We start from the raw sequence: 12,583 nt of genomic DNA, 5'->3' as shown, positions 1-12,583 counted from the left end.
TTTTATAAACAAGCTATAACCCAATATAATAATGATGCTATTAAACTTCTTGGCCTTTTTAGACCCTGAAAAAGGAATTGACGAAATAATTAACGACTGGTTTACACCCATTGCTGAAGCTTGGGGAAATATTGTTCTCTTTAGAGTTTTCGACGTTCCATTTATTTTGGTGCTTTTGGTGGGAGGAGCTTTAGTTTTTACAATCTATTTTTCAGTTATTAATATCCGACGTTTTCCTTTGGCGATTAATATTGTAAGAGGTAAATATGACCATATAGAGCAAGGCGAAGAGCCTGTAACAACGAAAAACCTCAATATAGTAGATGGTGATATTGTAGACACAATAAGAACTGAAGGACAGCAAGGGGAAGTAAGTCATTTTCAAGCTTTAGCTACAGCCGTTTCAGGAACAGTTGGTTTAGGGAATATCGCTGGGGTTGCTTTAGCAGTAGGCTTAGGAGGGCCAGGAGCTACTTTTTGGATGATAGTTTGTGGCGTTTTAGGAATGTCTACAAAATTTGTAGAGTGTACTTTAGGTGTTAAGTATAGGGATATTGGTGAGGACGGAACAGTCTATGGTGGTCCGATGTATTATCTGAAAAAAGGTTTTGCAGAGATTGGTAAATCTGGTCTTGGAAAAGCTTTAGCCGTAATTTTTGCTATCTTATGCGTTGGAGCTTCTTTTGGAGGAGGTAATGCAGCTCAGTCTAATCAAGCGGCTTCTCAGTTAGCTTCGCTTATGGGAATCACTGGGGGGAATTCAGGAACTATCATTGGTGTTTGTATTGCTGTTTTGGTCGGAATTGTCATTATTGGAGGAATTAAGAGAATTGCCTCAGTAACTGAAAAGATTGTTCCTTTCATGGCCGGAATATATGTTGTGGCTTGCCTTTTTATTATCTTCTCTAACTATGATTTGATAGGTTATGCATTTGGAGAGATATTTTCTAGTGCTTTTACTATGGAAGCAGGATGGGGTGGTTTCTTTGGTGTTATGATGGTTGGTTTTCAAAGAGCCGCTTTCTCTAATGAAGCTGGTGCTGGTTCGGCATCTATTGCTCACTCAGCAGTTAATACTAAGTATCCTGCATCGGAAGGTCTTGTGGCACTTTTAGAGCCATTTATTGATACTGTAGTTATCTGTACCATGACAGCTCTCGTAATTATTATTTATAATAGCACTGGAATTTTTGAATATGGTGGTTCTACAGTATTGATTGATGGTGTGGAGGTAGAAGGAGCGGTATTGACATCTATGGCTTTTGAGTCCGCTATACCATGGTTTCCGTATGTTTTAACATTAGCAATAGTGTTGTTTGCTATTTCTACCATGATTTCGTGGTCTTACTATGGTTTACAAGCTTGGATGTACCTTTTTGGAAAGAGTAAATTGGCCGACTTGTCTTATAAAGTTATGTTTTTGATCTTTATTGTTATTGGTGCTGCCGCTAACATGTCTGCTGTTTGGGGTTTTTCGGATGCTATGATTTTGGCATTGGTATTCCCAAATATGTTCGGTTTGTTCTTCCTTTTTCCTAAGGTTAGAGAGGAACTTAATAGATACTTAGACGCAATTGACGTAAAAAAATTCTTTAAATAAATAATAGAAAATAGGACCTCTTGTTTTAGATGGCCTTTATTTCGAATTAAACTAATGGTATTTTGGATTGTAAGTAAAAACCCCGAGTTTTACGGTTTATAAACCTACAACCTTTAGCCTGATACAAATACAATAAAAAATGGAAGGTGCTACTTTAGAAAATGAATACGCTTACATCAAAGACAGTAAGGTATTTTTAAAAGGGTATTTAGAATTGCCCGAAAGACAAATTGGAGAAGTTAAAAGAACAGAAGAAGAAGCTTTTCAGTACTTTATCAATCGTTATGACATAGCGGTAAAGAAGGTAAAGCAGCTTGAAAAGGAAATTGATGAGGCTGCGAATAAGGGGTCTTATCTTACTAAACTACTTCAACTTAGAAAGAGATTAGAGAGTTTTGATGGTATAGGGAATTTCATTCCTTTACTATCAAGGTTAGATATAAAAGAGGCCTATCTTAATGGCCTAATTGAGCTAAATCAGAAAAATAATTTAAAGGTTAAGGAAGAGTTATTGACTGAGACAAGAGCCATTGCTGATAGTGATGACTGGGGGCCGGTTTCTGATCAACTTCAAGATATTAGGACTCGTTGGATTAGAACAGGGCCAGTGGAGAAAAAACTTAACGACGAAAAAGAAGAGGAATTCAAATCTCTTTTAGACTCTTTTTATCAAAGAAGAAAAACATTCTTTGATGAGCAAAATAGAATCATTGACGAGCGTAAGGCTAAGTATGAAGCTTTAATAGAGACTTCTTATGACCTTCATAGAAGGAGAGATTGGGAAGATGCTTTTGAAGACATGAAACGCATGCAGCGTGAATGGAAAGAAGTAGGAGAGCTTCCAGCCAAAATGATGAAGTTCCTTTATAGGAATTTTAAGAAATCGAACACAGGATTCTACGAGAAATACTGCAAGGCAAAAGGAATTCAGATTCAAAGAAGAGTAGACCCAAGAGTAGAGGCTCAAATAAGAATGATGAAAGAGGCCGAAAGGTTAGCTGCCGCTGAAAATGATGCCATATTTGATTCTACGGTTAAAGCTAAGGTGCTTCTTAATGAGTGGAAAAATATTAGAGTACCTTCTCATGTAGCTGATAGAAATGTAGCTGAACGTTTTAGAGCTGCTTGTGATAAAATATTTGAGTTAAGTTATTTGATGAAAGTAGTAGGTAGAAAACACCCTACTTTTAATTTCTTAGATGACGATCAAAAGAACCATACGAAGTATCGTGAGATGGAGAATATCGTTCGTAGAGCACGTCACGACCTGCAGCAGTTAGAAGAGACTTCTAATGTAGGCGGAAGTGGTAGCGGAGATATGGACAGAATGATGTTTAATAACCTCAAAACTCAAAAGAGAAAACTTCTTATGAAGGAAATAATCTTGGAGGAGTTACGTCGTAGTGCGGGTGCTTAATGCGTTCAAATGGTAATAGTGAGTCTTGTATTCTTTGCATTATTCTTTTTCTTGTTGCACAAAATTGGTGCAGCTTTAGCTAAAAGTGTAAGCTCTTATCTTCTTCTTACTTTTTTGGGCCTTGTAGGTATAAGCATTCCTTTAGGTTATGTAATGTCTTTCTTTGGACAAACGGGAAGTGCATTAACTTGGTCAATTAGCCTTTCTTTGATAACTGGAGCTTTATATTTTCTAATGCTTCGTTTTACAAGTACGGAAGTGGTAAGGTTTAGAAAGTTATTTAGGCAATCTATTGCCGATAAAAAGCAAATTTGGTCTGAGCTCAAGTTAGTCGAAAAGCTAATCTTTGGCGTTCTAGGTGCTGGCGTTTTCGTTTGTACCCTGATTAATGTTTATGTCCTTTTTGCCACTTATCCAAATGAGTGGGATAGCATGACGGGGCATTTAGTTAAGTGTGCCTATTATATTCAAAATGGAAATATGGATAGGCTAAGTGGGACCACCTGGTCTATTGATTTTTATCCTAACTCTTTACCCTCTCTTCAAATATTAGGTTTTCATATTTTTGGAGAAAAAGGATTCAAGTTAATTCATTTTCTGTCATACTGGGTTTTTGTGATTACGAGTTATAGTATCACTCAGGAGATATTCTCAAATAAGAAAGCGGCCATTTTTGTTGGATTAATTTCGGCTTTACTGCCTTCTGCATTGATTCAGGCTGTTACTACAGAGACCGATATCGTTCAATCTGCCTACTTAGGTTTGGTCGTTTTATTTTTGCTGAAGGTTTACAAAAAAGCTTCTTGGGAGAATGTTGGTCTATTCGTGTTGTCTTCTTCAATTTGGGTTTCGCACAAGGTTACTTTTCTTTTGATAGGTCCTCCTGTGGCTATTTTGGTTCTTTTCATGATTTGGAAAAGTGGTGAGGTAAGAAAGAAGATTGTTAAAACGGTGCTTTTGCTACTTTTAGGACTGGCATTTTATGTACTACCGAATGGCTATATTGGAAATGTCAAAGAGGTAGGCAAGTTTAGTTTAGGAGCTCTTTCGGCTCCTGCGGAGGTTATGAAGTGGCACGGAATAGAGGGCTATTCTGGGGTAGAGAAATTGAAGAACTTTCAGTTTAATGTGCTGAGGTATTCGTCTGATTTTTTACAATTAGATGGAATTAGAAATACGGAATTTGGTTCAAAAGTTAACGACACTTTCAGATATTTCCCTAATAAGTTTTTTGATAAGTTTGGTTTAGAACGAGGTGTCTTTTGGGTAGTTTATCCTTTTGAAATGATGGGCAATGAAACCATGCATTTTTATAAGGAAAGGCCTTTTTGGGGTATCATTAGCTTTTTATTGGTCTTGCCAGCATTATTCTTTGTTTTAATTCGGGCGTGGAAGAATAGGGCTTCCGAAAAGGTTCAGCTTTCTCTTGTGTTTATCGTTGCTGGAACATTGCACTTTTTGTCGCTTTGTTTTTCGGCACCTTATGACCCTATCAAAGGAAGGTACTTTATGAACATGGTGGTTTGGTTTATTCCTTTACTGGCGTGGTTTTTTGAGGTTAAAAAAGGAAAATACTATTTGGTATTTTGTTCATTGATAATTGTGGTTTCAGGTTTTTTTACGCTTTCTCATCGCGGACTTTATCCTCTAGTAGGAGAAAGAAACATTTTTGAACAAGATAGAATCGCACAATTAACACAAACTCGTCCTGAAAGTACAGAGGCATACTACGAATTTGAAAAGTTAGTTCCAGAGGATGCGGTAGTGGCTTTAGGTACACAGCAAGAGCACGAAGATTATGTTTATCCTTTGTGGGGACCAAACTTTAAAAGAACATTGATTCCTATTCACCCATTTAGAGCACCTGTAAAGCCTATTCCAAATGAGGCAGAGTATTTGTTCTATTCCGAAGGCGTAATTCCTTTTAAAGAGGGTGATATCAGACTTAACGAAGGTGACAAGGGGCCAGATACACCAGTAATAGAAAGTACGTTTTATTTGAGAAAGCTGTAAGGCTGAGCTACATCATAATTATTACTGTCTTTTTCGCTAACTTTGTGGCGATAATTTATACATAGAAAAGGAACTAGACCGGATGGATATAGAAGAATTTATTCAACTTTTTGCAGAGCAATTTGATGAAACAGAAGTTTCAGAATTTAAACCTGAAACGGAATTTAGACAACTTGAAGAATGGGATTCTATGGTAGCACTAATGATTATTGCTATGGTAGATGAGGAGTACGGCGTTAAAGTAAGTGGAGATGATATCAGAAACTCTACCACTATTAAAGATTTGATGGATGTAGTGGCTTCAAAAAAATAATACGAAATGTCACATTTAAATATACCTAATGTAAGTATTCGAGGTATGGCCGCAACGGTTCCTGCCTTGAGGAAAGACAATCTAACGGACCCCTTGGTTACTGATGCCGAAAAGGTTTTGAAAAATACAGGTATTCAAATAAGACATGTGGCTTCAGAGAGTATTTGTGCTTCAGATTTATGCGAAGATGCGGCAAAGAGGCTTTTAACGGAATTAAACTGGTATCCTGAAGAGGTAGATTGTTTAATATTTGTTAGTCAAACACCAGACTATATACTTCCAGCTACCGGAACATTGCTTCAAGAAAGACTTGGCTTGTCTCAAGGCTGTTATGCTATTGATATTTCGATGGGTTGTAGTGGTTATGTTTTGGGCTTAAGCAATATTGCTGCATTAATGCAGGGTGGTCTTTTTAAAAAAGGATTATTGTTAGTTGGAGATACGATTTCACGAACTTGTTCTCCAAGTGATAGAAGCACTTATCCGTTATTTGGTGATGCGGGTTCTGCTACCGCTTTAGAGTTTAACAAAGATGCGGCCGAAATGAAATTTAGTTTCGGTACAGATGGCTCAGGAAAAGATGCTATTATTATCAAAGACGGAGGCTTTAGAAACCCTTTTAATGCGGATTCTTTAATTCAAAAAGAGATTAGTGAGGGAATATCCAGAACAGATACCGATTTGGTGTTGGACGGAATGGATGTTTTTTCGTTTGGTATAAGTAAGGGGCCTAGCAGTGTAAAAGACTTGGTCTCATTTTTTGAAATTGACATGGATGCGGTGGACAATTTTATATTTCACCAAGCAAATCTTTTTATGAATGAAAAGATTCGTAAAAAGCTAAAAATAGACGAAGCAAGGGTGCCTTATTCTTTAAGGAAGTTTGGCAATACCAGTTCGGCCACTATTCCATTAACTTTGGTTAGTGAAAGACGAGAGGCTTTAAATAAGGCTTCTCAGAAAAACATTGCCTGTGCTTTTGGAGTTGGTCTATCATGGGCGTCAGTCTACTTTGAAACAGAGAATTTGGTGATTCCAGAGATTGGATATTTGAATTAATTACTATGGCAGCCTTTATAAAAGCAATATCTTATTATTTGCCAGAAACCATTTTGACTAATGAAGAGTTGGTCAAAGAGTTTCCAGAGTGGACTGTAGAAAAAGTAGCTAAAAAGGTAGGTATAAACGAAAGGCATATCGCGGCTAAAGATGAGTATACTTCTGACATGGCAGTTTCAGCCGCTCAGAAGCTTTTTCAAGAGAACAGTATAGAACCATCTGAAATTGACTTTGTATTGCTTTGTACACAAAGCCCTGATTACTTTTTGCCAACTACAGCATGCATAGTCCAAGATAGATTAGGTATTCCCAAAACTGCGGGTGCTTTAGATTATAATCAAGGCTGTTCAGGTTATGTTTACGGTTTGGCTTTAGCCAAAGGCCTAATCGCCGCTAATGTGGCAAAAAACATTTTATTAATTACGTCTGAAGCTTACTCTAAGCACATTCAAAAATCAGACAAAGGGAATAGAACCATTTTTGGTGATGCGGCCTCTGCAAGTTTAATTAGTACAGATGGTTTTGCGGAAATAGGAGCGTTTGAGGTAGGAACGGATGGCAGTGGTTATGATGATTTGATTGTCAAAAATGGCGGAATGAAGTCTGCCAAGGTAGGAGATGATTCATCGGAAGACTACTTGTATATGAACGGTTCGGGTGTGTTTAATTTTACTATTGCCGCCGTGCCTGGGCTTATTGATGAAACATTGAAGAAGAATAACGTAGAAGATATTTCAAAAATAGATTGGTTTGTGTTCCATCAGGCTAATTCTTTCATGCTAAACCATCTTAGGAAGAAGATAGGTATTGAAAAGGATAATTTCTTGATGCACATGGAAAACTGTGGAAACACAGTGTCTTCTACTTTACCTATTGTACTAAAAGAGCATCTTCAAACTTTTAAAAGCGGCGATAAAGTTATTTTAGCTGGTTTTGGCGTTGGATACTCGTGGGGCGGAACCATGCTTTCTGTCGTATAAACAACATTGAATGAAAAATCTTATTATTATTGGTGCCAGAGGCTTCGGAAGAGAAGTTTTTGATTTGGCGAAAAACACCCAAGCATATAAAGACGGCGAATATAAAATCAAGGGTTTTCTTGATGATAAGTCAGATGCATTAGACCCGTATAAGGGTTATCCTCCTATTTTAGGTGATGTAGAGGCTTATGAAATTCAAAAGGACGACGTTTTTGTTTGTGCCTTAGGTACTGTTCAACCTAAAAAACACTATGCTCAACTGATTTTAGAGAAAGGTGGAACCTTCATTAATTTAGTTGATTTGGAAGCCAACGTTCGCTCAGACATAAGTCACCTTAAAGGTGTTCTAATATTTTCTTTTGTATTTGTTTCTGTTGATGTGACGCTATCAGATTTTGTTTCTATTCAACATTTTTCCTGTTTGGGCCATGATGCAAGGGTGGGTCAGTGGTCTCATATGAGTTCTTATAGTACTATTACAGGTTTTACTGTTTTAGAGGAAGAGGTGATGTTGCAAACGGCAGCAAAGGTCGTTCCTAAGAAAACAGTAGGGAAAGGGGCTATGGTAGGAGCTGGTTCTTTAGTAATAAAAAATGTTAAACCCGGTGAGTCCGTTTTTGGCAGTCCAGCCAGAAAAATGTAAGTAAATATGGTTGCGAATCCTATGGTAAGTGTCGTGATGATAACTTACAATCATGAGTTGTTTATTGAAGAGTCTCTAATTTCTATATTAAATCAAGAAACGAGTTTTGAGTATGAAGTTATTGTTGGCAATGACGGCTCTAAAGACAATACAGACAAAGTAGTTCAGGAGATTCTTAAATCGCATCCGAAAGCGTATAGAGTCCGGTATTATAATAATAACCCAAACATGGGTGTTACTACCAACTCAAAGAAGGCTTTGGACATGGTGCAAGGCAAATACATGGCTCTTTGTGAGGGGGATGACTTCTGGATTGATAATAAAAAACTTCAAAAGCAGGTAGACTTTCTAGAGCAAAACGATGATTTTGCTATTTGCTTTCATAATACAAGAGTAGATTTCTTTGATAAGAATGAGCCATCTTATTATGTCAATGAGAACATTGAAAAGGATGTTTTCACACTTGACGATATGATAGGTGAGGATGAGATATGGTTTATGGCTACTGCTAGTTTGATGATTCGCTCGTCGGCATATGGTAAAACGCCAGACTGGCTTGTTAAATCTAAAAGTGGGGATATTCCAATTATTATTTTAGCGGCAAGGTTCGGGAAAATTAAATACTTGCCAGATGTAATGGCGGTTTACAGAAAGAATTTAGCCAGCTATAGCCATACAGATAGTCATGAGGACAAGTATTTCCTGTGGAATCGGATTTTTATGTATAATAAATTGAATGAGGAAACAGGCTTTAAGTACAATGATAGGGTTAAAAGAAATATAGCCAGGTACTATTTTATGCTGCTAAATTCAACGCAGTATAGGGATAGGTATTTTAAAAATTTTCCTATTGCCTTTAAATACATACAGCTTACCTTTCCGAATATTCCCAATGTCAAATTGGTGATCAGAGACCATTTGATTCCACCCTTTGTGATGAATGTTGTCAGAAGGGTAAAGAAGGCATTTGGTCTTATCCCTTCTGAGTAATAAATCTTTAGCATATCTTTGAAAAAAAAACAAAATCTAGATGTCTCAGTTTCTTTCAGCCATCATTCCGAATGAAAAGTATTATGAAAAGAGTGCATTTGAGGAGGAAAACCAGAAGATTTTTCAAGAGTCTTGGTATTATATAGGTCTAACAAGCTCTTTAGCGGAAAAGAACGATTTCATTACCACGGATATAGGAGGGAAATCGGTGGTGATTCAAAACATTAAAGGAGTAATTAAGGCCTTTCATAATGTTTGCACTCACAGGTTCAATAAAATAAAGACAGAAAGGGCTGGAAATGGATCTTTAACCTGCCCTTACCACGGTTGGTCTTATAATCAAGATGGGATTCCATTCGGTATTCCATTGAAAAAAGAGTTTAAGGGTCTTGACAAGGAATCGCTACAAACTCTTTGCTTGCCTGAGTTCAATGTTGGCATTTGTGGGAAATTTGTATTTGTTAATGTTTCAAATTCTAGCGTTCCTCTTGAGGAATTACTGGGTGAAAGTGCTGAGAAATTAAAAGAGATTAGTCAAATGATTGGTAGAAAAGTGGAATACCATCAAATACCAAATAAGGCTAACTGGAAGACCGTAGTAGAAAATACCCTAGAAGGTTATCATATCAGTAATGTGCACCCAACCACATTTTTCAAACAAGGTTTCAATTTAAAATCAGAAGTTGATTTTGAGGTGCAGGGTCATCATACCAATATGACATTGCACTTGGCAGATAGCCATAAAGAGGATAAGAAAAGAGCGAAGTTTCATAAACTATTAGCAAATAGACCATTTAAGCCAGATGGCTTTTTTCATCAGTTAATATTTCCTAACCTTTCTATAGGTTCTTTATTTGGTATCACGGTTTATATAGGAAGTATACAATCTGTTTCGCCGGATGAATCTGTTTTTGCATATGAACTCTATGAAACTAACCTAGGAGAAGGAGAGCTTTTATCGGAAGCAATATCTGAAGTGGTTAAGTTCTCATCCATAGAGTTTACGAGAACTACGCTGGCCGAGGATAGAGAGATTTGTGAAAACGTTCAGATTGGCATGGAACAAACAAAGTCTGTAAAAGGGGTTCTCAACTCCTCAGAAATTAGAATTTGGGAGTTTCAAAAAACATATATGAATCTAATTAATAAATAAAAGTGGCAGAGAAACTTACGATTATAGGGGGAGGAATGACTGGTCTTACGGCAGCCTATTTGGCGGCAAAAAAGGGTCAGAAGGTTCAAATAGTGGAAGGAAGCGATAAGATAGGTGGTTTGCTAAACACTTTTGAAATAGGTGGAAATCAATTAGAACACTATTATCATCATTTTTTCACACAAGATGCTGAGCTTCATTGGTTATTGAAAGAACTTAATATCTCTGACCAAACCGGTTATTATAATACCTCCATGGGGGTTTTTAGAAATGGGAAGCTCTATGGTTTTAATGGAATTATGGACTTATTAAAGTTCAAACCTGCTAACCTTTTTGACAAGTTTAGGTGGGGTTTAACCACACTTTACCTAGGAAAGGTGGCAAACCCTACCAAGAGCGAAAATGTATCAACATTGGAGTGGTTTTATAAGTGGGCGGGTAAAGGAATGACGGATGCACTTTGGAAACCAATGCTGGATATTAAGTTTGGACCCTATGCAGACAAGGTGCCATTAACGTGGATGATTGGCCGACTGGCTCAAAGACTGAATTCAAGAAAAGGTGGAGATGAGCGATTGGCCTACATTAACGGAAGCTGGAAAACACTTCTGGATACTATGAAGGCGGAGCTAGAAAAGCTAGGCGTGGAGATTATCACAAACGAGCCTGTAAAAGAGCTTGTGGTAGAGGGTAATCAAATAAAAGGAATTAAAACGAAGTCCTTAGAAATTAGCGGAGGTAAGTATTTAGTAACTATTCCATCAATTTTCTTTGACAAAGTAAAAGGTCTGCCTGTAGATTTTGGTGGTAAGAGTATTGAGTATTTCGGGGCAGTCTGTACCATATTAGAGCTCAAGAAGTCGCTAAGTGATATTTATTGGATGAATGTGGCAGATGATGGTTTCCCATTTGGTGGAATTATAGAACATACCAACATGATTCCAAAAGAGGAGTATAATGGCTCTCATGTAGTTTACCTTTCTAGATATTTTGCCATGAGTGAAGATTTGGCCAATATGAACGAAGAGGAGATTAAGAAAGTGATGATACCGCCATTAAAGAAAATTAATCCTGCCTTTTCTGAAGATTGGATTAAAAACGTATTCGTGTTCAAAACAAATACCGCGGCAACGGTATGTGATTTAAATTTCTCTGAAAAAGTACCTGCTTGCAAAACGGACATTGAAGGATTATATGTGGCAAACATGACGCATATTTATCCAGACGAAAGAAGTACTAATAACTCTATTCGTGTAGCGGCAGAAGCTTGTAAAGTAATGGGTATTGATACTTCAGACGTATCTTATGGTGCTTCTTTATCTGGGAAGATAGGATTTTAGAAGTTATTTGATTTGGCATTAAAAAAGGATTCTCGCAAGAGAATCCTTTTCTTTTATAACATGATGGTGTTTCTTTTAAGACACGCCGTTTAATTTCTTTTTAGCATTATTATTAGCTCGTATGAGCAAGAATATTCCAAACAGCACCATTGGAATACTTAATATTTGCCCCATGTTTAATGACATCCCTTCTTCAAAAGCTTCTTGGTTTTCCTTTAAGAACTCATAAAAGAATCTTAAAACAAAAATCCAAACGAAGAAGATTCCTGAAAGCAAACCGTCTGGTAAATTAGCTTTGTATTTATTCCAAAGGCTGTACATAATTACAAACAGTACTAAGCAAGAAAGGGCCTCATAAAGCTGCGATGGGTGTCTTGGAACCTGAGCAAACTCAAAGTTTCTTAAAAAATTAAAAGCCCATGGCACATCGGTAGGTTTCCCTACTATCTCAGAGTTCATCAAGTTTCCAAAACGAATAAAAAAGCCAACAAGAGCTACTGTCACCGCTACACGGTCTAGTATCCATAAAAAAGATTGGTCTGCTCGTTTCCTAGAATAGAACCATAAAGCGAATACGATACCGAATCCTGCTCCATGACTAGCCAAGCCAGCATAAGGAGGAATCAGCATGTCTGCCATAAATTTTAGCGGGTCTTCGCCAAAGTGCTGCCATTCGTAAAATACATAATGACCAATTCTAGCTCCAAGAACCGTCGCTAAAATCATGGTAAGTAGTAAAGCATCTAGGTCTTTCTCTGGTTTGCCTTCTTCTTTGAATATTTTGGTAATCACCTGGTATCCCAAAAGGAAGCCTCCGGCAAACATAAGTCCGTACCATCGAAGCTCAAATTCTCCGATTTTAACAATAGTGGGGTTGATGTCCCAAATGATTTCAGCTAGTAACATATTGACATTTTATTGATGTAAAATTAGCCCTTTATTAACAAATTGAACAAAATTCTTGTGATTCTTAACTGCTTTATAGAATTTTGAATCGCAATGACAGATAAAAGTCAATTACATATTACTTCATCTACAATCTTCGCCGCAGGTCGACGAATTCGCCGTGTCTAAT

11 protein-coding genes are annotated in these 12,583 nt (G+C 37.2%); 10 read left to right on the top strand and 1 reads right to left on the bottom strand.

Annotation, left to right across the window (positions count from 1 at the left end):
• The first annotated feature begins 31 nt into the window (after positions 1-31).
• The 10 genes from AC0L6O_RS00670 (at position 32) to AC0L6O_RS00625 (ending at position 11,508) form a co-directional block, all read left to right on the top strand.
• Entirely contained in the window at positions 32-1,600 is a 1,569-nt protein-coding gene (locus AC0L6O_RS00670) for an alanine/glycine:cation symporter family protein (RefSeq protein ID WP_473305547.1), read from the top strand.
• Positions 1,601-1,739: 139 nt separating this feature from the next.
• Positions 1,740-3,017, top strand: coding sequence for a DUF349 domain-containing protein (locus AC0L6O_RS00665; RefSeq protein ID WP_473305546.1), 1,278 nt, complete (start codon positions 1,740-1,742; stop codon positions 3,015-3,017).
• Between the two features lie 9 nt (positions 3,018-3,026).
• Positions 3,027-5,030 carry a glycosyltransferase family 39 protein gene (locus tag AC0L6O_RS00660; protein WP_473305544.1) on the top strand — a complete coding sequence of 668 codons (2,004 nt, stop codon included), beginning with the start codon at positions 3,027-3,029 and terminating at the stop codon, positions 5,028-5,030.
• A gap of 82 nt (positions 5,031-5,112) precedes the next feature.
• Positions 5,113-5,343 carry an acyl carrier protein gene (locus tag AC0L6O_RS00655; RefSeq protein WP_473305543.1) on the top strand — a complete coding sequence of 77 codons (231 nt, stop codon included), beginning with the start codon at positions 5,113-5,115 and terminating at the stop codon, positions 5,341-5,343.
• A 6-nt stretch (positions 5,344-5,349) separates the two neighbouring features.
• Complete coding sequence (locus AC0L6O_RS00650) at positions 5,350-6,402, top strand: 3-oxoacyl-ACP synthase III family protein (RefSeq protein ID WP_473305541.1); 1,053 nt, start codon at positions 5,350-5,352, stop codon at positions 6,400-6,402.
• Positions 6,403-6,407: 5 nt separating this feature from the next.
• A complete protein-coding gene (locus tag AC0L6O_RS00645) occupies positions 6,408-7,382 on the top strand; it encodes a 3-oxoacyl-ACP synthase III family protein (RefSeq protein WP_473305539.1) in 975 nt (324 codons plus the stop codon).
• Between the two features lie 10 nt (positions 7,383-7,392).
• Positions 7,393-8,025, top strand: a complete 633-nt coding sequence (locus AC0L6O_RS00640) for a PglD-related sugar-binding protein (RefSeq protein WP_473305538.1) — start codon at positions 7,393-7,395, stop codon at positions 8,023-8,025.
• Positions 8,026-8,031: 6 nt separating this feature from the next.
• Entirely contained in the window at positions 8,032-9,015 is a 984-nt protein-coding gene (locus AC0L6O_RS00635) for a glycosyltransferase family 2 protein (protein WP_473305537.1), read from the top strand.
• 40 nt (positions 9,016-9,055) lie between these two features.
• Positions 9,056-10,168, top strand: a complete 1,113-nt coding sequence (locus tag AC0L6O_RS00630; RefSeq protein ID WP_473305536.1) for an aromatic ring-hydroxylating oxygenase subunit alpha — start codon at positions 9,056-9,058, stop codon at positions 10,166-10,168.
• A gap of 2 nt (positions 10,169-10,170) precedes the next feature.
• Positions 10,171-11,508, top strand: coding sequence for an NAD(P)/FAD-dependent oxidoreductase (locus tag AC0L6O_RS00625; RefSeq protein WP_473305535.1), 1,338 nt, complete (start codon positions 10,171-10,173; stop codon positions 11,506-11,508).
• A gap of 75 nt (positions 11,509-11,583) precedes the next feature.
• On the opposite strand, the gene lgt is transcribed toward AC0L6O_RS00625, so the two are convergent.
• On the bottom strand, positions 11,584-12,414 hold the full coding sequence (gene lgt / locus AC0L6O_RS00620; RefSeq protein WP_473305534.1) for a prolipoprotein diacylglyceryl transferase: 831 nt from the start codon (positions 12,412-12,414) through the stop codon (positions 11,584-11,586).
• Between the last annotated feature and the right edge of the window lie 169 nt (positions 12,415-12,583).

The organism is Arcticibacterium sp. GJ41-1 (assembly GCF_055808875.1).
This window is presented reverse-complemented; position numbering and strand designations above follow the sequence as displayed.

What these genes read in the sequence shown, in the direction of transcription:
- AC0L6O_RS00655 (WP_473305543.1), top strand. Translation starts at nt 5,113, where the DNA reads ATGGATATAGAAGAATTTATTCAACTTTTTGCAGAGCAATTTGATGAA.
- AC0L6O_RS00640 (WP_473305538.1), top strand. Translation starts at nt 7,393, where the DNA reads ATGAAAAATCTTATTATTATTGGTGCCAGAGGCTTCGGAAGAGAAGTT.
- AC0L6O_RS00650 (WP_473305541.1), top strand. Translation starts at nt 5,350, where the DNA reads ATGTCACATTTAAATATACCTAATGTAAGTATTCGAGGTATGGCCGCA.
- AC0L6O_RS00670 (WP_473305547.1), top strand. Translation starts at nt 32, where the DNA reads ATGATGCTATTAAACTTCTTGGCCTTTTTAGACCCTGAAAAAGGAATT.
- AC0L6O_RS00630 (WP_473305536.1), top strand. Translation starts at nt 9,056, where the DNA reads ATGTCTCAGTTTCTTTCAGCCATCATTCCGAATGAAAAGTATTATGAA.
- lgt (WP_473305534.1), bottom strand. Translation starts at nt 12,414, where the DNA reads ATGTTACTAGCTGAAATCATTTGGGACATCAACCCCACTATTGTTAAA.
- AC0L6O_RS00665 (WP_473305546.1), top strand. Translation starts at nt 1,740, where the DNA reads ATGGAAGGTGCTACTTTAGAAAATGAATACGCTTACATCAAAGACAGT.
- AC0L6O_RS00635 (WP_473305537.1), top strand. Translation starts at nt 8,032, where the DNA reads ATGGTTGCGAATCCTATGGTAAGTGTCGTGATGATAACTTACAATCAT.
- AC0L6O_RS00645 (WP_473305539.1), top strand. Translation starts at nt 6,408, where the DNA reads ATGGCAGCCTTTATAAAAGCAATATCTTATTATTTGCCAGAAACCATT.
- AC0L6O_RS00660 (WP_473305544.1), top strand. Translation starts at nt 3,027, where the DNA reads ATGGTAATAGTGAGTCTTGTATTCTTTGCATTATTCTTTTTCTTGTTG.